The sequence below is a fragment of the Paenibacillus sp. FSL H7-0690 genome (genome assembly GCF_037980415.1).
Lineage (GTDB): Bacteria > Bacillota > Bacilli > Paenibacillales > Paenibacillaceae > Paenibacillus_AQ > Paenibacillus_AQ odorifer.
The window spans coordinates 3,513,920-3,535,566 of the sequence record NZ_CP150281.1; the positions used below are offsets into that span (position 1 = coordinate 3,513,920).

Consider the following 21,647-nt stretch of genomic DNA (forward strand, 5'->3'; position numbering starts at 1 on the left):
TAACAATTGTTGACTTTTGTAACTTATAGTTTTATGCTTGTTGTGTAAGTTACAAAAATAAATAAATGTTACTTTTTTAACGCATAGGAGGTCATTTATCATGAAAGCAGCACAGATCACCAAATATTCAAAAAAGTTCATAGTAAAAGTGAACGATATTCCAATCCCAGAAATAAGTGATTACGAAGTCTTGGTCCAGGTGAAAGCAGCAGCAGTTAATCATTTGGAATTGCTTATTGGTACCGGAAGTGTAAAGCTGATTCAGGATTATGAATTCCCATTAGTACTTGGTAACGAGCTGACGGGTGTTATTGAAAAAGTGGGTAAGAAGGTGCAAGGTTTCAAAGTTGGCGATGCAATTTATTCACGTCTGCCACTACAAAAAATCGGTGCCTTTGCGGAATACGCGGCAATTAATGCAGATGCCATCGGGTACCTACCTGCCAATCTGAATTTTGTGACTGGTGCTGCTGCGCCATTAACAGGATTAACAGCTTATCAAGGATTAAATGAAGAATTAGATGCTAAAGCAGGCGAAATCGTGTTTATCCCTGGAGGGTCTGGTTCATTTGGCCAAATGGCCATTCCTATCGCCAAAAGCATGGGGCTCAAGGTCATCATCAGTGGAAATCCAGGAGCACGTGAACGGACAATGGCCGCTGGTGCAGACCAATATATTGATTATACGACTACGAACTATTGGGAACAGCTTAGTGATGTTGATTATGTGATGGATACCTTAGGACCCAGCGAATTTGATCATGAACTTTCAATTATTAAAGCAGGAGGCCGCCTTCTTTCTCTGCGGACCGGTCCTAACAAACGTTTTGCAGAAGATCTGGGCTTCTCTGGCTGGAAACAAAAGCTCTTCACCATCGCCGGGGCTAAGTATGATCATAAAGCGAAGAAAAAGAAGATTCAATATCATTTCATTTTTGTTCGCAGTGATGGCGAACAATTAAAGAAAATTACGAAGATTATTGAAGATAATGGGATTGTACCAGCAGTGGACCCTACAGAATTCCATATAGAAGATATTAACGAAGCACTGAATTTTGTTGCTGAAGGTCATCCTAAAGGGAAAGTTATTATCAGATTTTAAGGAGGGGGCTCAATTGTTGTCAAAAAATTCTTTACTGATCATTCTAGAATTGATATACTGATGCAAATTAGAGTTAATAGTGTAGTTTTTTTACCTTAACTAGAATGATCGTTCTTGAATATTTTGAAGAAATTTATTAAGGGAGGGATGAATGAGATACAAGTTTAATCGTGAACAAAACTCTATTGAAATGTTGTTAAATGATCAAAAAACTTAAAAGGGAGAGAATAATATGAAATATACAGTGATTACAGGAGCAAGCTCAGGAATTGGGTATGAAACAGCATTAGCGTTTGCTGCACGCGGTAAAAATTTAATTTTGGTAGCTAGAAGATTAGATAAATTAGAAGAACTTAAATCAACAATTCAGAATATTGATCCTAATGTAGATGTTATTGTTCGTTCAAGTGATCTGTCTGTTACAGAGCAGGCTTACACACTGTATAACACTTTGAAGGAATACCAAATAGAAACCTGGATTAATAATGCAGGACTTGGTGAAGCTTCTTTTGTGGTAGAACAGAATTTAGATAAAGTTGAAATTATGTTACGTGTTAACATCGAATCCTTGACGATCCTTTCTACACTATTTGTGCGAGATTATGCTGATGTAGAAGGAACTCAGTTAATTAACGTATCCTCCGCACTCGGATATGCCATTGCTGTTGGGAGCGTTGCTTATTCTGCATCTAAATATTATGTTAGTGCCTTCACCGAAGGGCTTGCAAAGGAACTAGAGCTTAAAGGCGCGAAATTAAAAGCAAAGGTTTTAGCACCAGCAATAACTGAAACGGAATTTGTGAAGAAATCTATAGATGCTGAAGAATTTGATTACAAAGCAAACATGCCTAAATACCACACTGCCAAACAAATGGCGAGTTTCATGGTAGAGCTTTATGATAGCAATGATATGATAGGGATTGTTGACCAGAACTATGACTTCAATCTGAGAGATCAAATCTATCCAATTATATCTGAGTTTTAAATCGAATTAGATATTAGTCACTAAAACGATCGTTGTAGAAACTGGAGCAAAAAGAACTGGCTTCCCTATTCTTAAACGTGGGGTACAACTTTTTTGCATACGCTGGAAAAAGATTGGACTCTGGATTGTTTATAAGCAGACAAAGTAAGAATTCTTCGGTAAGCATCAGTTAAGTTATCATGTTATGAATAAAATCAAGCATCTTGCTTGATTTTATTTACGTTTTATATATTAGTTTGCGGATCGTTTACTTAAATGTATAATGATTGCTTGAGGTGATTACAATGGCAAGAAGCAAAGAATTTGAAATTAATGAAGTACTAGATAAAGCGATAAAACTATTTTGGATGCAAGGTTACGAGAAAACTTCAATGCAAGATTTGGTAGACTGTATGGGAATTCACAGAAGAAGTATCTATGATACATTTGGTGATAAGCACGCCTTATATTTGACGGCACTCCAACGGTACGAATCTACTCAAAACAAAAAAATGAGCTTCTTGGTTGAGAAACAAGAACCCGTAAAGGAGATCATTCGACAATTTCTAGAATCTTCGATGAGGAGCGAAGGAGAACCTCAAGGATGTTTCATAGTTAATTCGGGTGTGGAGTTGGGAGTACTGGATCCGGAGGTTGCATCCTTTGTTGAGAATAGCTATTCAAAAACGGAGAAGTTGTTATATGACCTCGTTCAGACTGGCCAGCAAAGAGGTGAACTTAGAATTTCACTGGAGCCCGAGGCTATTTCCCATTATTTAATGAATGCCTGGTTAGGACTACGTACAATGGTAAAAACGGCAACGGACCATGAGAAATTAACAAGTATTATTCATACCATACTGATCACTCTAGATTAAAACTCCTTTATCTAGCACTTGTATCGAATGCCGAAAATAGACAATCAACTTACTGCTACCCGAGTACGCAAAGAATAGAACCGACTTAATACGCCCAGTTTAACTATATAAATACCGCGTCCGACACCAGCTGTAAGGAACTAAGAATGCAGACACTAAAAAAACCCATGTTGACGATGGGCTTCTTAGTCAATGTGGATATTAATCTGTCCAAGATCGATAGATACGGCGCACTTCACGGAAGGATTGTTTAGGTTTGCGGTATTCATTAACCAGACCCTTGTTGTTGAAGCCGCGGGCACGGTCGCGAAAGTTCTTGCTGCTGCTCTTCAGATCGCCGCGGATGTCTGCAAACTGCCAGATGTAAGTCCCGCCAATTTTCGAATCATTTTTGAAGATCGCCAGTGCTTCAGTTACAATATCTGCCTGATAATCCTCGCTGAACAATCTCTGCTCCCAGCCCACATCCCCAAATAGTCCAGCACCACCGAATTCGGTCATGAGCACTACCTTGTCACCGGCTCCCATCTGCTCCGCACGCACATGGAACTGTTCCAGCATGTCTTTAAAGCTGGCTGTATCGCCTTCGTACCAACCAAAATATTTATTAATACCGATAACATCGAATAAAGGAAGTAGAATATCTTCGAGTGGATGCATCGTAGCGTAGGTGACAAGCCTAGTACTGTCGAGTTTCTTCACCAATCCGACTAGAGCTTGTGTGAAAGCATATGCTTCTTGCGTCCGGGTATCAATCTCATTATGAACGGACCAAAAGATCACACCTGGGTGATGCATATGCAAGCTGATCATTTCTTCAATCATAGTCAGTGCACGCTCCTGGAAGAGCGGCTCACTTACTGTTTCGTTCGGCAGAAAGGCTCCCCATATCGGAATTTCGCTCCAGTATACAATCCCTTGCTCATCGAGTAGATCAAGCCAATATGGGCTTTGGGGATAATGAGAACCCCGGACGGAATTGCAACCTAACTCCAAAATGATACTGAGCTCCTTGTGCATCAGCTTCGGAGGGAAGGCGAAACCCCACTCAGGATGCTCTTCATGTCTATTCACCCCCTTAAGATAAACGGGTGAACCGTTAATTAGAATCCGATGATCCTTTGTTTCAATATAGCGAAAACCGATCCGTTCAATCTTGTCGTCTTCCTCTGTCCGCAGTTGAAAGGTATACAGTTCTGGAAGACCTACGTTCCACAAACGTACTTCAGGCATAAGCAACTTGAACGTATGACTGAGGGTCTGGCCAGTTTCAATCTGTACTTCTTCCGAGTGCAATTCATGTCCGCTTTCGGAGAATGTGATCTTTGTAGTGTGCTGCTCCTTAAAGAAGGAATGGAGCCTCACCTGAACAGTGACATCGGCATCTGGTCCATGCAGTTCATAATCAATCTTCAGTTGTTCGATGTAAAGTTCAGGCAAATATTGCAGCTCCACCGACCGTATGATTCCCCCATAATGAAACCAATCCACCTGCTCCGTAGGAATCGTAAGTCGGTCCAAGGTGCTGTCCGTCCGGACGATAATCTCATGTTCTCCTGCCCCTAAGGAAGGAACAATAAATTCAAAAGGTGTAAATCCTCCATAGTGATACCCAAGGTGCTGCCCGTCCAAATAGACGTCGGCGTGGCCCAGCACGGCATGAAAGATGAGTCTGACATGCTGCGAATTCACAGTCTGTATTTTTTTACGATACCAACCGACACCTTCATAATCGTACATTCCCAGTTCATTATTCCAGCACGAGGGCACATAAAGAGACTGCCAAGAATGTGGAAATCGCTCAAACCATTTTTCTTGAACACCCGTATTTAACGGATCCTTCATGAAATCCCAAGGCCCATCCAACAGTGCAGTTCTCCGAATTTGATACTCGCTAAAAGTCCTTAACAAGTGTGTTCCTCCTTTTTTTCCTGTAATGTATTGTGAATTTCAGACATCTTGATAATATGGATAGTAACATTTGGAGTTTAAGCATTGAATAGAAAAAAACGTTACCGTCTTGTTTAAATCGCTCTTTTAGCAGCAGGAGGGGATATTAATTGGAAGAAAATGATTACAAGCTGAATGACCTCACAGTGCATATCCATTTTGTACTCGACAAAGCTACTTATCCCGGCTGGGAGGACATCCGTAACATGGTAAATGTGCACAGCTTGTACTGGATTCATGAAGGTAAAGGGGTTTTCCTGACCAATGTTGAGCACAAAGTAGAGGCTGGAATGCTAATCTATTTAAAACCAGGCCTTAAACTGTCCATGCGCTCGCAGATGGATGCTCCACTTCGCATAACGATGCTGCTCTTCGATTGTGCAGAGCTTAGTTATGATGCGGTATGGAAGGAAGTCAAGCCAATCGTAAAACTGAGACTTCCCTTCTTAAGCCAATATAACCAACAGCAAGCTGAGGAAATTAGCCAGCTGGTCTGGGGGATTCACCAGGACTGGCTACCCGGACTAACCGATGGCATAGCTGTATCCCGGGCTAAAATGCAGATCCTGCTGCATAAGCTGCACCAGACCGTACAACCGGACTGGAATCTGATGGAGTCTGGAGCTTTTGCCGCCTTCGAACAGATCAAGAAAACACTCGAGAACGACTATAAGGATCATCACCGGATCGAGAAATTAGCGGAGAAATACGGCATTTCGCCATCTTACTTGCGGAAGATGTTTCTGAAATTTACGGGGATGGGGCCGAAGGAATACCATATGCACTTACAGAACCAGCAAGCTTGTCGTTATCTGGTTTTTACCGATTATCCAGTTAAGGAAATCGCCAAATTATGCGGGTACTACGAAGAATATCATTTCAGTAAGATTTTTAAACAGCTTAACGGGATCCCTCCGACAGTATACCGAAACAAACAGAGAATCAAAGATTAATTGTCCGTAGAACCGCTGGTAAAAAAATCTTGAGGTTATGTTTTTTTTACGGGAAGGACTTTCCCATGATAATATTGAACTCATTGAAGCATGTTTAAGGAGGGAAAATTGGGCATGATTATATCACTTAAAAATGTATCATGGCAACGTGATACGACAATGATCTTACGCGATATGAATTGGGAAGTGAAGCAGGGACAACACTGGTGTATCGTCGGTTTGAACGGTTCAGGAAAAACGACGATGCTAAATGTAGTGAACGGCTATATCTGGCCGACAACAGGACAAGTCGAGGTGCTGGACCATCGCTTCGGCGATGTGGACTTGAGAGAGCTACGCAAACGAATCGGTTGGGTAAGCACCTCCTTGCAGCAGAAGCTGTACGGCCATCAGACTGCCCTGAACATCGTCCTAAGCGGAAAATTTGCGACCATTGGTCTGTATGATAAGACGAATGAAGAGGATCAAAAACAAGCCGAGGAGTTAATGGAGTTTCTAGACTGCTCTTCTTTGGCTGGTCGTACATATGATACCTTGTCGCAAGGACAGCGTCAGAAAGTCCTCATTGCACGCGCACTAATGGCCAATCCAGATCTACTAATCCTTGATGAGCCGTGCACGGGACTAGATATTTTTGCCCGTGAACAGCTGCTGCAGATGATCGAGAAGATAACAAAGCAACCTGGTGGACCAACCTTGCTGTATGTAACCCATCATATCGAGGAGATAACACCATGCTTCACGCACACGCTGCTGGTAAAGAACGGTGAAATCTACAAAGGTGACGAGACAGTAAACTGCTTGCAGTCAGATGTTTTGAGTGATTTCTTTGATACCCCCGTTGAAGTACAGGAACATCATAACCGCAAGTGGCTTACACTTGCCGGTGATAAGTAGAATATCAAGGCACATCGAATAGGCGAGCAAACCGTTCTGAAGTGGTTTGAAGGATTGCTTGCAGATATAAAAAATGAAAACTAATCACAATATAATTTTAAAATAACCCGCGCACCGCGCGGGTTTTATATTTGTTTGCAAGCTTATAAGCCACGTCCATAAACAGTCAAACAACATATTAACGGTACCTGTAAAAAACATTTTGACATATCTAACAGGTACCGTTATAATACAAATCAACAGGTACCGTTATAAAGTTAAACAGGTACCGTAAAAACTTAATGGAGGATTCATTATGGACATGAATACTGAATTGTACGAAAAACTCGCGAAACTGCAATGGCTGTTGCAAAGGCAACACTTGAAGTCTCATGCCGCGGTTGGTCCTATGGCCGACGCATCACGTGGGCAAGGGAGGATATTAGCGTTTCTTCGGATGAAAGACGGTATCAGCACCAAAGACTTATCCTATATGTTGGACATCCGTGTATCATCCCTCAATGAATTGCTTGGTAAACTGGAGAAAGCAGAATACATCACCCGTAAACCCTCAGAAACAGACAAACGTATCATGTTGATTTACCTAACGCAAAAAGGACAAGAGGAAGAGAAACAAGAGATAGACAGCGGCAACATATTTTCTCGCTTATCGCCAGAAGAGCAGATAGCTTTCGGGGATTACCTAACTCGCGTCATTACAGCTTTGGAGGAAGAACTTGGATCGGACGGAGAACGTGATTTGATGGCTATGTGGATGGAAGCTGCCAAGGCGCGTATGGGAACAGAGGAATTTGAAAAAATGATGGCTATGCGCGGACAAATGCACAGAATGTGGGGAAATTCTAGGGACGAACGCTTTAGCGGAAGGTTCCCTGGATTTGGCGGAGAAGGGCGTGGTGACATGCGCGGATTCGGCTGGCCTTCCAGCGATGACAGTAATTCGTCACCTGACAAATCACATGGCCCAGACGATAAGTAATTAAAGTCTTTTAGCAAACAGTAGCTGAGGCGCTGCCTTTCCACCAGAGAAAGATGAACGGCAAAGGCAGCGTAATGTGAAACTGAAGAATAGTCAAATTTCGTACGCCAAATCTGAAAACTCGTCGTTAGGGTACAGGTTTGCTTGTTGCTGCGTCACGGATCATATTGGACCGATAGTTAGAATTCTAAGTAATTTCAAAAAACAAAATAAAGAAAGATAGTGGTGAACCTTATGGATGCAGAAAACCTCCATTACTTTGAAAAAGCACCTGTCGCAAAAGCCGTAGCTCACTTCGCAGTACCGATGATGCTAGGCATGTCGATGAGTGTCATATACTCCATTTTGAATGCCTATTTCCTTGGTACACTGGGCAATACTGCGATGTTAACCGCACTCGCACTGACTTTACCGTTATTCGCCGCCATTATGGCGCTAGGTAACTTGATTGGTATCGGTAGCAGTGCATTCATCTCCCGTTTGCTGGGAGAGAAAAAATATGATGATGTAAAGCATGTGTCTTCATTCGCCTTTTACAGCAGTTTAGCTCTCGGTCTTATTTTGATGGCTGCCGGCATCCCGTTGATCGATTCAATCGTTCATGGCTTGGGAGCGACGCCTGACTCCTTCGGGTTCACGAAGGACTATGTCACGATTATGCTTATTGGTTCACCTTTCGTCGTTCTATTCTTCACGCTGGAGAATATCGTGCGCTCGGAGGGGGCAGCGATCACTTCGATGATCGGCATGCTTCTCAGTGTTGTTGTGAATATTATTCTCGATGCGCTAGTCATTTTCGTCTTCCATTGGGACGTGATCGGGGTTGCATCTGCTACAGTCATTTCTAACTTGGTTGCAAGTGCATTCTACGCCTTCCACATGGGATATAAGAGCCAATTCTTAACCATCTCTGTAAAATGGTTCAAAGCTTCCAAAGACATTCTCAGCAATGTATTTAAAATTGGAGTACCCGTTTTTGTTATGAGTCTCTTCATGGGTGCAATGTCACTTATCTTTAACCGTTTTCTGGTTGAATATGGGGAGCAGGCCATTGCGGCCTTCGGAATTTCATCACGATTATTACAATTTCCAGAGGTTATTCTGATGGGCTTATGTGAGGGAGTCGTGCCGCTGATTGCCTTCTCTTTTACAGCCAATAAATTACGCATGAAGCATACCATTACATTCACAATCAAAGTGACTGTGGCATTAGCAGCCGTGTTCGGCATTATTGTATATCTGATTTCCGACCACTTAATCGGTTTATTTACGAATGACCCGCAATTAATTGAACTGGGCAGCTATATTCTTCATGTAACGTTCTTATCCCTGTTCATTTCAGGAACGACCGCGTTGTTTACGGGGATCTTCCAAGCGACAGCACAAGGAACCGCCGCCTTTATTATGTCAATTATTCAAGGTGTTACTCTGATTCCAGTATTGTATATCGCTAATCGAATGAACGGTTTCCACGGAGTAGTCTGGTCGCTCGTCATTTCAGATGCTGTTGCGTTCCTTGTGGGTGCCATCATGCTGTATGTTCTACGGAACAAATTGCAGCCTGATTTAGATACTTTAGTACAGTAAAATTCTAAGCTTTAAGTTGAAATTTTTAGTTCATCTAAAAAAACCTTGGATCAGCAAGGTTTTTTTGGCTCGTATGATGAAGCAGCCTGCCATGAGGCAGCACTAGCTGCTTTGGAGGCGAAGCTCCAGTTAAATTTTAATGCTAACTTCTCCACTTGAAAGATACTCTTCGTCACCATTCTCATATCTGACTTTCAGATGGCAATCGTCATCGATATCAATGGCTGTTGCTTTACGTTGTTCATTATCCTTTATCACGGTCACAGGTTCGCCAAGTGAAATTAACCTTTTTTTGTATTCGGAAAGAAACAATCTGTCCGTTAAATGTTCATAATATCTCATGAAATGGTTTAGTACTTCTGCAACGAGACGGTTGCGCAGATCACCATAAGGATTGTTTTCTGAAATTACAGTTGTTGCAATCTCGGTAAGATCATTGGGAAAGCCTTCGGAAGGGAGGACTACATTGATACCGATGCCGAGGACAGCATAATCAAGCCAGCCGTTTTCCAATGACACGGATGCTTCGGTAAGGATCCCGCATACTTTTTTACCTTCCATAAAAACGTCATTTACCCATTTAATCTGCGTTTCTTTACCGGATACGCTCTCGATAGAAAGGGCTACAGCTACTGCGGCGCAAGTGGTCAATAAAGCTGAGTCTGTTGCGGACAGCTTGGGACGCAGCAGGATGCTCATATAGATACCCGTTCCAGGTGGAGAAAAAAATTTCCGGCCCATTCGCCCGCGACCAGCTGTTTGTTCTTCCGAAAGAATCACTTTACCTTCAGCTTCTCCATTTGAGGCAAGGTTTTTTACGGCTTCATTCGTGGAAGATATGGTCTTAAAGACTTCAACACGTAACTTTTGCCCCTGAGAATCCAGGTACTTTGAAATTGCACTGGCTGATAAGATATCCGTTTGTGGTGACATGGAATATCCTTTATTGGTTACAGCTTGTATGGAATAACCGTCTGTCTGTAAAGATTTTATGGCTTTCCAGACCGCGCTGCGCGTCACGGATAACTGAACGGCTATTTCCTCTCCGGAAAAATATTCACCCTTATTACTGTCGAGCAAGGCAAGAATATGTTCTTTTACTGTCATGAACTTAAACCTCCAAAAGTATAACTCTCCGACCAAAACCCATTGAATAGATTAACATCCAACGATTGCGACTGAATACTCTAATTCTATATAACAATAGGAAAAACTCAAGCATGGTATTTTATTTTATTGTAAACCATATATTAATTTATGGTTTACAATAAAGAATATCTCCATTATAATTCAGCTTACTGGACGTATTTACTAACCAGAATACAATCATTGATATCCAATGGAGGTCATTTTTTTGAAGACAAAAGAACTAATTTATGCTGCATTATTCGCAGCACTTATCGCGGTGTTGGGGATGATACCGCCCATCCCCCTCGGCTTCATCCCCGTTCCGATCACTGCCCAGACGCTTGGCGTCATGTTGGCTGGATGTTTTCTGGGGAAACGGATGGGCGCCCTCAGTCTCATTATTTTCATCATACTAGTAGCCATTGGGCTGCCTGTACTGACTGGCGGTCGCGGCGGAATCGCGGTGTTAGTTGGACCTTCTGCAGGATACATATTTAGTTTTCCAATCGCGGCCGGCCTTATTGGCTGGTATTCCGAAAAAATCTGGCCGAAGGTTCGAACTTGGAAGCTGGTAGCTATCAACATAATCTTCGGTGTATTACTAGTGAGTCTGATTGGTGCCCCTGTCATGGCATTGATAACCAATACTTCGATCTGGGCTGGTCTTGTCGGAGCGTTGGCCTTTCTTCCGGGAGACATCATCAAAGCCGTTATTGCAGCCGTCATAACGATGCAGTTGAAAGCAATAAGCCCTATAGAAGAAAAAACACAAATATAATGTGATGTGAAACTCGGGTAAATAAAACCCGGGTTTTTTTATTGAAAAATAATAGGGTTATGGTTGCGAATTTGTTTATACTATAAAAATTAAAACGAAATTGAAGTGGGTGTAGAAAAATGGATAAGGGATTTAATTTAGCTAGTCAACTATTAACGCTGCTTGATACAGAACATAGATGGTTTACCTTAGCGGAAATAGAAAAAAGTTTAGGGATCTCTGATAAGACCATCCGGAAGATGGTGGAGGAAATCAGCAAGCAATTACCATCTACTGTAACCATTGAGGTTTCTAGAGGAAAGGGAATAGTTCTTCAACGTGATGGGCGAAGTACGATTAGTGAAGTGATTTCTTCTATGTTCAGACAAACCATCTTTTATCGGCTAATGGATTTTTTGTTTACGAAGGTGGGTCGACTGTCAGTGGAAGAGCTCTCCGAAGCCATGTTTATGAGTACCTCATCTTTAAAGAAATTGATTGTGCAATTAAATAATGATGATCTAAAAGCTTATAAGCTACGCATTAGTTTTTCTACCCCCATGATCAAAGGGAATGAAATGAATATTCGATATTTTTATTGGAAGTTATATTGTGATGCGTATGAGTTTACAGGCTGGCCCTTTGCGAATGTTGATTTTGCTTATATTAATCAGTTAATCACAAATATAGAAAATGAGAATAACATTGTATATTTTATCAATTCCAAAAGGAGATTATCGTTTTTGTTGGCCATTGTTATAGAAAGAGTGGCTAAAGGAAAATGTGTGAAAATCGACGAAAATGCTTACCCTTGGGAAAAGGGGATGTTTTATTTCCCAGTGAAAACTATTGCAAAACGTCTTGAGGACAAGCTGTCCCTTGAATTTCCAAACAGTGAAATATTCTTTATACAATCCATGGTTAGTCTCAGCCAATATCATTATTATGAAGGGTCAGAGATCACTCCGATGAAAGAAGTCGAATTACACAAGGATAAAGAAGAATATCAAATGGGGAATCTGCTTCTAATGTTATTAGCAAAGGTATACCCGAACTTAGATATGCAAGAACGGTTTATTTTGGAGATTTACGGGTTCTTTGACAAGCTATTAATCGAAAATGCCATTCCTGAATGGATGATGATTTCAACAAGTCATTTAACAACATATGTTCAAAAGGAATGCCAACAGATTTATCAAGAATTGCAAACCTGTATGCAAACGTGGAATAAAACTTACCCTTCCGTTTTGTTTAATCATTTTCATTTAACAAAGCTAACCTTAATTGTCCGCTCGAGTTTACGTTATAAAAGTAAGAGGGCCTTTTTAGTGATCGGGGAAGAATTTTCAATTCGTCATTACATAGCAGATTTGATAAAGAAGGAGATTGGGGATCAGTTGATCCTTAATACTTCCATAATGAAAGGCTTGACCGACGAGATCATGCAGCAAAATAATATCGATCTTGTCATTAGTAATATCCCGGTTGCATTAACGACAGTGCCTGTTGTTATTATTTCCACGATCCCCTCTAAAAGAGATTTAGACAACATTCGTAAAGAACTGCTTTTATAATTTGACCAATTATTTTCCGTAAGCTCCGTAAGTTTTTGGTCTAGTTTGTAATGTTAAAAAACCTTATGCTCAATCTAGTTTCGAAACTGATTTTACTTGAAGGCAAGTGGAAAGCGATTTCGGTAAACCTCAGTTTACTATTAAAAGTTGGAGGAAGAACTATGAGTAGGCATTTAGGTGCAAATAAGGGAGAAATAGCAGAGCTCGTTTTGCTCCCAGGAGATCCTTTACGTGCAAAGTTTGTGGCAGAACACTTTTTAGAGGAGGCTTATTGTTATAACGAAGTAAGAGGGATGTATGGATACACTGGATTATACAAGGGTGTGCCTGTGTCGGTTCAGGGGACAGGGATGGGAAATCCATCGATGAGTATCTATGCAACAGAATTGATCGTCGATTATGAAGTTAAGAAATTGATTCGCATTGGTACATGTGGCGCGATGCAGGAAGATATCAATATCCGCGATATTATATTAGCCCAAGCAGTATCTTCAGACAGTAATATGACGGAAAAGATCTTTCATGGCTGTAATTTTGCACCAACGGCAGATTTCTCATTGCTAATGAAAGCATATCAACAAGCACAAGCTAAAAATGCAAAGGTGTTTGTTGGTAACATCTATAATTCTGATGAATTCTATCGTGAAAATTTAGATCGGCTTCATAAGTTCATGGATTTCGGTGTATTAGCTGTAGAAATGGAAAGTACCGCCCTATACACTTTAGCCGCTAAATATGGTGTAAAAGCGTTATCGATTTTGACCGTCGGCAGTCAATTGTTAAGACAGGAGCACCTAACTCATAAAGAAAGTGAACAATCCTTTTATGAAATGGTCGAAGTAGCTCTTAACACAGTCGTTGAAGGCTGATTTATTGATAAGAGTGCAGTGTTGTTAGAAAAGAGAGTGAGAAAGAAATGAAGGTAATACTGTCAGGATTGCAGTGGATGATTTTTATGATCGCTGGTGCAATTGCTGCACCCATTGCTATCGCAGATTTATATAACTTAACACCCATAGAGACTTCTGGACTCATTCAGAGCACCATGATTACTTTAGCAATAGCTGGATTTTTACAAGGCCTGATGGGTCATAAATTCCCTATTCATGAAGGTCCAGCAGGGTTATGGTGGAGCATTTTTACCATTTACGCGAGTTTAGTGGGGGGGCTCTATTCCTCTAACAACGGCGCTTTACAGGCTTTAAGTGGAGCGATGATCGTTAGCGGAGTGTTGTTTATCCTAATTTCAGCATTTAAGCTAATGGATAAAATCGCTCGTCTTTTTACTCCAACCATCACCTTTATTTATTTACTTTTATTGATCTTTCAATTAAGTGGATCTTTTATGAAAGGGATGATGGGGATTACCATAGCCCACACCATGTTAGATGTTAAAGTATTCATCCTTAGTGTGATCGTGGTCTGCATTACCTTTTGGTTAGGCAACAGCCGCTTTGTATTACTAAGCCAGTTTTCAATAATTCTCAGTATAGTGATAGGCTGCCTATTATTTATAATCTGCGGTAGTATGCCGGCGGTTTCTCGTGCGGATACTCTATTTAAGCTGCCGGAAATATTCCCATTTGGAACACCCCGATTCGATGCCGGGACAATTACTACTGCATTTTTACTAACCCTATTATTAATAACCAATGCAGTGGCATCCATCCGTTTGATGGAGACCGTTATGAAACCAAAGCAAGGGGATCATCGTCGTTATTTGCGCGCCGGGTTTACTTCTGGAATTACGCATCTTATTAGTGGTGGTTTAGGAGCGGTCGGCTCAGTCCCTATTTCGGGAGCGGCGGGATATGTTGAGCAAACAGGGATGAGGGAGCGCAAATCATTTTTAATTGGCTGCAGCTTAGTGATCTCAATATCCTTGTTTCCGCCTATGATGAATTTCATATCTGCGATTCCAGCTCCCATAGGCTATTCTGTTACCTTCGTCATTTTTGTGAAGATGGTCGGACTAGCGCTAAAGGAATTGAAAAAGGTTATTCATGAAGAGCGAACATTTATTGTCAGTGGGCTTTCCCTTTTAGTGGGTGTAGGTTTAATGTTTATTCCTGCATCAGCTACGGCCCATTTATCTCCGATCGTGATAGCCATTTTAAATAATGGATTAATATGCGGAAGCCTATTAGCGATTATTTTGGAACAAGGGTTAATGTGGAAAGATGCATTTCGATATGAGGATTCCAAGAAAATTAACCGATAATTTGGAGGGCTAAAAATGCATTATCTAATTTCTATTGCTGGTCTGGTTATTGTTCTATTACTGGCATGGCTAGGAAGTAACAATAAGAAAAAGATTAAATATCGTCCAATCATTGTAATGATTGCTATTCAGATAGGTTTGGGATTAATTATCCTAAAAACGAGCATTGGAGAATTTTTGATTAAAGGGTTTGCTGATAGTTTTGCAAAATTACTTGGATACGCCAATGAAGGTACTGACTTTGTGTTTGGCGGCATTGCAAATGAAGGGGCGCATACATTTTTCCTTTATGTTTTGATGCCCATTGTTTTTATGTCAGCATTGATAGGGATTTTGCAACATTACAAAATACTCCCATTCATTATAAAGTATATTGGTTTGGTGCTAAGTAAAATAAATGGCATGGGTAAATTGGAATCTTATAATGCAGTTGCAGCCGCAATTGTCGGACAAAATGAAGTATTTATTTCGGTGAAAAACCAGCTTGGACTATTGCCAAAACATCGCTTGTATACATTATGTGCGTCTGCAATGTCTACGGTATCCATGTCAATCGTTGGTTCCTATATGACGATGCTAGAACCTCGGTATGTAGTAGCTGCATTGATATTAAACCTATTTGGCGGATTTATCATTTCATCCATCATTAATCCGTATGAAGTTACACCTGAAGAAGATATTGTTGAAGTTCAGGTAGAAGAAAAACAAACGTTTTTTGAAATGCTGGGCGAATATATTATGGATGGCTTTAAAGTAGCCATAGTAGTTGGGGTAATGTTAGTTGGTTTTGTAGGAATCATTGCTTTAATTAACGGAGTCTTCAGTGGCATATTCGGAATCTCGTTCCAAGGAGTGTTAGGCTACGTCTTTGCACCCATCGCCTTTCTTATCGGTGTGCCATGGCATGAAGCTGTTGAGGCCGGTAGTATTATGGCGACAAAGCTTGTTGCGAATGAATTCGTTGCTATGCTTGACTTTGTTAAGATTCAAGAAGGTTTAAGTGGCCGTACTACAGCCATTGTCTCCGTTTTTCTAATCTCATTTGCTAACTTTGGGTCGATTGGTACCATTGTGGGTGCAGTGAAGGGATTGAATGAAAAGCAAGGGAATATCGTCGCACGATTTGGATTAAAGCTGTTATTTGGCGCCACACTTGTAAGCGTTTTATCAGCTTTGATTATCGGTATCATATTCTAGTTGTAGCAAGGAGTATTAACATGAAACAAACACCCCGGTTTAAGCGGATTTTCGTCATCGTTATGGATTCTGTAGGCATTGGTGAAGCTCCAGATGCTGACAAGTTTGGGGATGCAGGATCACATACATTACGGCATATTGCAGAAAAAATGAATGGGCTACATGTTCCTGCGTTATCCAAGCTAGGGTTAAGTCATATTGACCCAATACCCGGAGTTCCCAACGTAGAGCACCCTTTAGCTTATTGGACCAAAATGCAGGAAGCTTCTAATGGAAAGGATACGATGACAGGTCACTGGGAGATCATGGGCCTACGAATTGATGTTCCTTTCAAAGTGTTTCCTGAAGGGTTTCCTTATGAATTAATTAATGAATTAGAAGAAAGAACAGGACGAAAGGTGATTGGGAATAAACCCGCTAGTGGTACAGCTATTCTCGATGAGCTTGGACAAGAGCATATGAACACAGGTGCACTCATTGTCTATACTTCTGCAGATTCCGTGATTCAGATTGCGGCTCATGAAGAGGTTATTCCTTTGGAAGAACTGTATCAAATCTGTGAGATTGCCAGAGAGATTACTTTACGTGAGGAGTACATGCTAGGAAGAGTGATTGCTAGACCATTCCTCGGGCAGCCCGGAAATTTCAAAAGAACATCGAACCGTCATGATTATGCCTTGAAGCCGTATGGAAGAACCGTGATGAATGAGCTTAAGGATGCCGGGTTCGATGTACTAGCGATTGGCAAGATCTCAGATATATACGATGGGGAAGGTGTCACCAAGTCTTTCAGAACAGTGTCTAACATGGATGGCATGGATAAACTCATGGAGACCCTTCATACTGATTTTACAGGACTTAGTTTCTTGAATCTTGTCGACTTTGATGCACTTTATGGCCATCGTAGAGATCCGATCGGGTATGGGAAAGCGCTAGAAGAATTTGATGATCGATTACATGAAGTTCTAGCGGAGCTATGTGAAGATGATCTTCTTATAATTACGGCAGACCATGGGAATGATCCCATTCATGCGGGCACGGATCACACCCGTGAATATGTTCCTTTACTCCTCTACAGTAAGAGTTTCAATCGACAAGGGGAGCTGCCTATATCGAGGACTTTTTCGGATATTGGAGCAACAGTTGCTGATAACTTTGTTGTGACCATGCCCCAATTTGGTAAGAGCCTCCTACAGGAGCTTAAATAAACTATAATTTGAATAGACACTTTGAATAGAAACAGGATACATAACTTGTATTAGTAAAAGGTATCCTGTTTGTTTTTTTATCTACTTATCTTTGTATCTAAAAAGCTGCCGAGAAAGCGGCTTTTTTTGTTATTACGGATCAAATACGAGGGTAATAATCAATTATTAAAGGGGTTAATTTTAGAGCCACCTGTCGTTAACCCTTTTTTCGATGAATCGCATTCTAATACAACGTTATAAATAATCTAGTTTCTACTCATGCCACTCCTTCGATAGTAATAGTATTGACAACCTGTATATACAGGTTTAAACTGTGTGAAGTGTTTGAACTTGTATATACAGGTTTAATGGTTGAAATAAAGGAATTCTTTTTGGAGGTGTTCAACTTGAGTCAGTCCCAGTATTCGGAATGGTGGCGCCGCTCCACGGTGTATCAGGTGTACCCGAAGAGCTTTAAGGACACTACAGGCAACGGAACAGGAGATATTAAAGGACTTATTGAGAAATTAGATTATTTGCAGAAGCTTGGAATCGATATTGTCTGGTTACAGCCGGTTTATGTTTCGCCGCAACATGATAACGGTTACGATGTAGCAGATTATGAAAATATTAACCCGGATTTCGGTACGATGGAGGATTTTGACGAGCTAATACAGGAACTGCATAGACGCGAAATGAAGCTAATGATTGATATCGTGGTTAACCATACCTCGACTGAACATGAGTGGTTCAAACAGTCCATTTCAAGCAGGAACAATCCTTTCCGTGATTACTATATCTGGAAGGACCCGGCTCCGGACGGCGGCTTACCCAACAACTGGCAGTCGAAGTTCGGTGGGCCTGCCTGGCAGTTCGACGAAGCGTCGGGACAATATTATCTTACTCTCTTCGATAAAACCCAAGCGGATCTGAACTGGGAGAATGAGAAGGTACGTAGAGCAGTGAATGATATGATGTTATTCTGGGCTAAAAAGGGTGTCGACGGCTTCCGCATGGATGTAATTAATTTAATCTCCAAAGATCAGCGCTTCCCTAACGATGACGGGAGTGTTCCACCGGGGGATGGACGTAAATTCTATACTGACGGTCCACAGGTCCATGCATACATCAAAGTAATGTATGAAGAGGTGTTTGGTCCGTTTGAGATGGTGACTGTAGGAGAGATGTCCTCAACTACACTGGAGCATTGTATCCGGTACTCAAGTCCTGAAGAGCGGGAATTTTCCATGACCTTCAATTTTCATCATTTAAAAGTCGACTATCCGAATGGACAGAAGTGGGAACTGATGCCTTATGATTTCGAGGCAATGAAACGGTTGTTCGCGCAATGGCAGACCGGAATGCAGAAAGGCGGAGGCTGGAACGCACTATTTTTTAACAATCATGATCAACCACGTGCCCTTTCCAGATTCGCTGATGATAAGGTCTACCGTGTGGAAAGCGCCAAGCTGCTCGCGACAACTCTGCATGGCCTTCAGGGAACACCTTATGTATATCAAGGGGAAGAAATCGGTATGCCGAATCCGGTATGGAAAAGCATCGATGAGTTCCGCGACATTGAGTCACTAAATATGTACCGCATTCTGTGTGAACAGGGGAAAAGCCCGGAGGTTGCCCTCAGCATTCTACAGGAGCGTTCGCGGGACAATTCACGTACGCCGATGCAGTGGGATGACAGCCGGAATGCCGGATTTACCCCTGGTACTCCATGGTTGAAGGTAGATGAGCGGTATCCAAACATCAATGTGCAGAAGGAACTGGAAAACCCTGATTCCATCTTCCACCATTACCGCAAACTGATTGCACTACGCAAGGAGTATGGAGTATTCATAGATGGTATTTTTAAGAGACTCGATGAAGGTCATCCTGAAGTCTTCGCTTACGCCAGAACAGGAGATGGAGAGACACTTGTTGTGGTCTCGAACTTCAGCAGTAAAGAGATCTCTTTCCGCTTTAAAGACAATCACTGGACTGAATTGTCGCCAAGTGGTAAGGACGAGCTTCTGATTGGGAATACAGCAGATGCACCATCATTAACACAAGAGCTTCAGCTTAGTCCTTATGCTTCCTACATGTGGTTAGTCCGCTAACGAGGTGTACTTGAGAAGGAGCACACATCAATTTTGTAAGGAGTGAAGATATGGCTATAGACCGCAAAAATGTTGAAGATATTGTACGGGCGGTTGGGGGCAAGGAGAATATTGAGGTTGCGACGCATTGTGTAACCCGGCTGAGATTCTCGCTGTATGACGAGAGCAAGGTGGATTCGGAAGCCCTGGACCGTAACGAACTCGTAAAAGGACAATTCTCTACGCAAGGGCAGTTCCAGATCGTTATCGGACCAGGAACTGTAGATAAAGTATACGATGAAATGATTCAAATCACTGGTGGTGCCCGCTCTTCCAAGGATGACGTGAAATCAGCGGCAGCACGGAAACAGAATCCATTGCAGCGGGCGATCAAAACACTGGCTGATATTTTTATTCCGATTCTTCCGGCCATCGTAACCGCAGGTTTGCTGCTTGGGATTAATAATATTTTGACCGGACCTGGTATCTTTTTTGATAGTAAGTCATTGGTAGATGTCTATCCTGCATGGAAAGACATTGCTGCGATTATTAACACGATTGCCAGCACAGCCTTCACCTTTTTACCAGCCCTTATCGGTTGGGCAGCTGTTACACGTTTCGGGGGCAGTCCTCTGCTCGGAATCGTGCTGGGTCTCATTCTCGTACATCCGGATCTATTAAGTGCCTACAGTTATGCAAGTGCTTCAACTGAGGGAACCGTTCCGACCTGGAATTTGTTCGGCTGGCATTTGGAGAAGATCGGTTATCAGGGGCAAGTATTGCCTGTACTGGTTTCGGCCTATATTCTGGCTAGACTGGAGAAGTTCCTCAACCGCCGGGTGCTTGATTCCATTAAACTACTGGTCGTTGCTCCAGTGACCCTGCTGGTTACAGGTTTTCTGGCCTTCACCATTATCGGACCCGTTACGTTCGCCATTGCCAATGCTATCACCTCGGGTTTGATCTATGTATTTGATCATTTTGCGCTCCTTGGTGGTTTGATCTATGGTGGATTCTATGCACTTCTGGTCATCACTGGGATGCATCATACTTTCTTGGCAGTCGATGTTCAGCTCATCGGCAGTGAGGGAGGCACCTTCCTCTGGCCGATGCTGGCGCTCTCCAATATTGCGCAAGGCGCTGCGGCACTGGCGATGATGTTCGTTGTTAGAGAACAAAAGGCAAAAGGTTTGGCGGCTACGTCTTCCGTCTCTGCATTCCTCGGCGTGACTGAACCGGCAATCTTTGGGGTGAATATCCGCTATCGCTATCCTTTCATCTTCGGGATGATCGGCTCAGCAATTGCCGGTATGCTCCTTACCGTTAACCAGGTTCGAGCTTCATCCATTGGCGTAGGGGGAATTCCCGGTTTCCTTTCTATTTTCCCGAATCAGTGGGGCGTTTTCTTTATTGGCATGGTTATTGTTCTCGTTGTGCCATTTGCCGCCACAGTATTGTACGGACGTTCTGTAGTGGGTCGTTCCGAAAAGAACACAGTTACAGAGGCTTCTAGTACTACGAGCGAGCCAGAGGAATTGAGTAGCCGTCATTCAGTTCAAGGGTCACAGGAATCAGTTAATATTCTGGAGCTTGTCTCACCGCTTAGTGGAACTGCAGTATCGCTGGAACAGGTGCCTGATCCTGCCTTTGCTGAAAAGCAAATGGGTGAGGGAATTGCAATCGAACCTTCTGAGGGGAAAGTATATGCTCCCTTTGATGCTACAGTAGCCCATGTGATTAAGAGCAAACATGCGCTTATACTGGAGCATGCCAGCGGTGTTCAGGTATTAATCCACGTTGGAATTAACACGGTGGCGCTTAAAGGTAGCGGTTTTACCAGCCTGAAAAATATTGGTGATAAGGTGCAAGCAGGAGAGCTTCTACTAGAATTTGATATGGAAGCTATCCGCGCAGCAGGTTACCCGGTGATTACTCCAATCATCATTCCTGCAGGTCAGGAGATGGTCGAGAAGATCGAGGAGAAGACCGGACCAGCTACGGCCAAACAAACAAGCATCTTGACTATTCATCTCAAGGGTTGATAAAGGCTATATTGGCAAAGACTTTATACTTTAGAAAGACAGCCCCTTGGGGGCTGTTTTTCTATAAATATAAGAATTTATATGTTCAACGCTATAAATTCCCCTCCAATTGAATCGATGCTTCCAAAGGCATGACGTGAT

The 21,647-nt window shown here is 42.1% G+C and carries 17 protein-coding genes; 15 read left to right on the top strand and 2 right to left on the bottom strand.

Annotated features, from left to right (window positions below):
• Window positions 1-100 precede the first annotated feature (100 nt).
• The 3 genes from MHI32_RS15480 to MHI32_RS15490 all read left to right on the top strand — a co-directional run bounded on the left by MHI32_RS15480 (window position 101) and on the right by MHI32_RS15490 (window position 2,944).
• A complete protein-coding gene (locus tag MHI32_RS15480; protein WP_340010168.1) occupies window positions 101-1,102 on the top strand; it encodes an NADP-dependent oxidoreductase in 1,002 nt (333 codons plus the stop codon).
• Between the two features lie 232 nt (window positions 1,103-1,334).
• The gene (locus MHI32_RS15485; protein ID WP_076307844.1) at window positions 1,335-2,087 is read left to right on the top strand and encodes an SDR family NAD(P)-dependent oxidoreductase; all 753 of its coding nucleotides are present in this window, start codon (window positions 1,335-1,337) and stop codon (window positions 2,085-2,087) included.
• 284 nt (window positions 2,088-2,371) lie between these two features.
• Window positions 2,372-2,944 carry a TetR/AcrR family transcriptional regulator gene (locus MHI32_RS15490; protein ID WP_076277331.1) on the top strand — a complete coding sequence of 191 codons (573 nt, stop codon included), beginning with the start codon at window positions 2,372-2,374 and terminating at the stop codon, window positions 2,942-2,944.
• 201 nt (window positions 2,945-3,145) lie between these two features.
• On the opposite strand, the gene MHI32_RS15495 is transcribed toward MHI32_RS15490, so the two are convergent.
• On the bottom strand, window positions 3,146-4,855 hold the full coding sequence (locus MHI32_RS15495) for a glycoside hydrolase family 2 TIM barrel-domain containing protein (protein WP_340010171.1): 1,710 nt from the start codon (window positions 4,853-4,855) through the stop codon (window positions 3,146-3,148).
• A gap of 149 nt (window positions 4,856-5,004) precedes the next feature.
• Here MHI32_RS15495 and MHI32_RS15500 point away from each other — a divergent pair, with 149 nt between their 5' ends.
• The 4 genes from MHI32_RS15500 to MHI32_RS15515 all read left to right on the top strand — a co-directional run bounded on the left by MHI32_RS15500 (window position 5,005) and on the right by MHI32_RS15515 (window position 9,310).
• Window positions 5,005-5,847: an AraC family transcriptional regulator gene (locus tag MHI32_RS15500; protein ID WP_076130490.1), complete on the top strand. Its 843-nt coding sequence runs from the start codon at window positions 5,005-5,007 to the stop codon at window positions 5,845-5,847.
• Window positions 5,848-5,961: 114 nt separating this feature from the next.
• The gene (locus MHI32_RS15505; RefSeq protein WP_076130491.1) at window positions 5,962-6,744 is read left to right on the top strand and encodes an ABC transporter ATP-binding protein; all 783 of its coding nucleotides are present in this window, start codon (window positions 5,962-5,964) and stop codon (window positions 6,742-6,744) included.
• A gap of 295 nt (window positions 6,745-7,039) precedes the next feature.
• A complete protein-coding gene (locus MHI32_RS15510) occupies window positions 7,040-7,723 on the top strand; it encodes a MarR family transcriptional regulator (RefSeq protein ID WP_076130492.1) in 684 nt (227 codons plus the stop codon).
• Between the two features lie 234 nt (window positions 7,724-7,957).
• Window positions 7,958-9,310, top strand: a complete 1,353-nt coding sequence (locus MHI32_RS15515) for an MATE family efflux transporter (protein ID WP_076130493.1) — start codon at window positions 7,958-7,960, stop codon at window positions 9,308-9,310.
• Window positions 9,311-9,439: 129 nt separating this feature from the next.
• Here MHI32_RS15515 and MHI32_RS15520 read toward each other — a convergent pair whose 3' ends face one another.
• A complete protein-coding gene (locus MHI32_RS15520; protein WP_340010173.1) occupies window positions 9,440-10,417 on the bottom strand; it encodes a biotin--[acetyl-CoA-carboxylase] ligase in 978 nt (325 codons plus the stop codon).
• Between the two features lie 247 nt (window positions 10,418-10,664).
• On the opposite strand from MHI32_RS15520, the gene MHI32_RS15525 reads away from it, so the two are divergent.
• The 8 genes from MHI32_RS15525 to treP all read left to right on the top strand — a co-directional run bounded on the left by MHI32_RS15525 (window position 10,665) and on the right by treP (window position 21,506).
• The gene (locus tag MHI32_RS15525) at window positions 10,665-11,216 is read left to right on the top strand and encodes a biotin transporter BioY (protein WP_076277335.1); all 552 of its coding nucleotides are present in this window, start codon (window positions 10,665-10,667) and stop codon (window positions 11,214-11,216) included.
• 119 nt (window positions 11,217-11,335) lie between these two features.
• On the top strand, window positions 11,336-12,769 hold the full coding sequence (locus MHI32_RS15530) for a helix-turn-helix domain-containing protein (RefSeq protein WP_340010174.1): 1,434 nt from the start codon (window positions 11,336-11,338) through the stop codon (window positions 12,767-12,769).
• A 161-nt stretch (window positions 12,770-12,930) separates the two neighbouring features.
• On the top strand, window positions 12,931-13,638 hold the full coding sequence (deoD, locus tag MHI32_RS15535) for a purine-nucleoside phosphorylase (protein ID WP_076130497.1): 708 nt from the start codon (window positions 12,931-12,933) through the stop codon (window positions 13,636-13,638).
• 47 nt (window positions 13,639-13,685) lie between these two features.
• A complete protein-coding gene (locus MHI32_RS15540; protein ID WP_340010176.1) occupies window positions 13,686-14,990 on the top strand; it encodes a purine/pyrimidine permease in 1,305 nt (434 codons plus the stop codon).
• A 15-nt stretch (window positions 14,991-15,005) separates the two neighbouring features.
• Complete coding sequence (locus MHI32_RS15545) at window positions 15,006-16,187, top strand: NupC/NupG family nucleoside CNT transporter (RefSeq protein ID WP_036677141.1); 1,182 nt, start codon at window positions 15,006-15,008, stop codon at window positions 16,185-16,187.
• A 20-nt stretch (window positions 16,188-16,207) separates the two neighbouring features.
• Window positions 16,208-17,395: a phosphopentomutase gene (deoB, locus tag MHI32_RS15550; RefSeq protein WP_340010177.1), complete on the top strand. Its 1,188-nt coding sequence runs from the start codon at window positions 16,208-16,210 to the stop codon at window positions 17,393-17,395.
• Between the two features lie 347 nt (window positions 17,396-17,742).
• Window positions 17,743-19,485 (top strand): alpha,alpha-phosphotrehalase, encoded by a 1,743-nt coding sequence (gene treC, locus MHI32_RS15555; protein WP_340012741.1) that lies wholly within the window; start codon window positions 17,743-17,745, stop codon window positions 19,483-19,485.
• A gap of 50 nt (window positions 19,486-19,535) precedes the next feature.
• Window positions 19,536-21,506, top strand: a complete 1,971-nt coding sequence (gene treP / locus MHI32_RS15560) for a PTS system trehalose-specific EIIBC component (RefSeq protein WP_076184937.1) — start codon at window positions 19,536-19,538, stop codon at window positions 21,504-21,506.
• The last annotated feature ends 141 nt before the right edge of the window (window positions 21,507-21,647 follow it).

Excerpts from the sequence above, each read along its gene's own strand:
- MHI32_RS15480 (WP_340010168.1), top strand. The coding sequence starts at position 101 with ATGAAAGCAGCACAGATCACCAAATATTCAAAAAAGTTCATAGTAAAA.
- MHI32_RS15485 (WP_076307844.1), top strand. The coding sequence starts at position 1,335 with ATGAAATATACAGTGATTACAGGAGCAAGCTCAGGAATTGGGTATGAA.
- MHI32_RS15490 (WP_076277331.1), top strand. The coding sequence starts at position 2,372 with ATGGCAAGAAGCAAAGAATTTGAAATTAATGAAGTACTAGATAAAGCG.
- MHI32_RS15505 (WP_076130491.1), top strand. The coding sequence starts at position 5,962 with ATGATTATATCACTTAAAAATGTATCATGGCAACGTGATACGACAATG.
- MHI32_RS15510 (WP_076130492.1), top strand. The coding sequence starts at position 7,040 with ATGGACATGAATACTGAATTGTACGAAAAACTCGCGAAACTGCAATGG.
- MHI32_RS15515 (WP_076130493.1), top strand. The coding sequence starts at position 7,958 with ATGGATGCAGAAAACCTCCATTACTTTGAAAAAGCACCTGTCGCAAAA.
- MHI32_RS15520 (WP_340010173.1), bottom strand. The coding sequence starts at position 10,417 with ATGACAGTAAAAGAACATATTCTTGCCTTGCTCGACAGTAATAAGGGT.
- MHI32_RS15530 (WP_340010174.1), top strand. The coding sequence starts at position 11,336 with ATGGATAAGGGATTTAATTTAGCTAGTCAACTATTAACGCTGCTTGAT.
- deoD (WP_076130497.1), top strand. The coding sequence starts at position 12,931 with ATGAGTAGGCATTTAGGTGCAAATAAGGGAGAAATAGCAGAGCTCGTT.
- MHI32_RS15540 (WP_340010176.1), top strand. The coding sequence starts at position 13,686 with ATGAAGGTAATACTGTCAGGATTGCAGTGGATGATTTTTATGATCGCT.
- MHI32_RS15545 (WP_036677141.1), top strand. The coding sequence starts at position 15,006 with ATGCATTATCTAATTTCTATTGCTGGTCTGGTTATTGTTCTATTACTG.
- deoB (WP_340010177.1), top strand. The coding sequence starts at position 16,208 with ATGAAACAAACACCCCGGTTTAAGCGGATTTTCGTCATCGTTATGGAT.
- treC (WP_340012741.1), top strand. The coding sequence starts at position 17,743 with ATGGTTGAAATAAAGGAATTCTTTTTGGAGGTGTTCAACTTGAGTCAG.
- treP (WP_076184937.1), top strand. The coding sequence starts at position 19,536 with ATGGCTATAGACCGCAAAAATGTTGAAGATATTGTACGGGCGGTTGGG.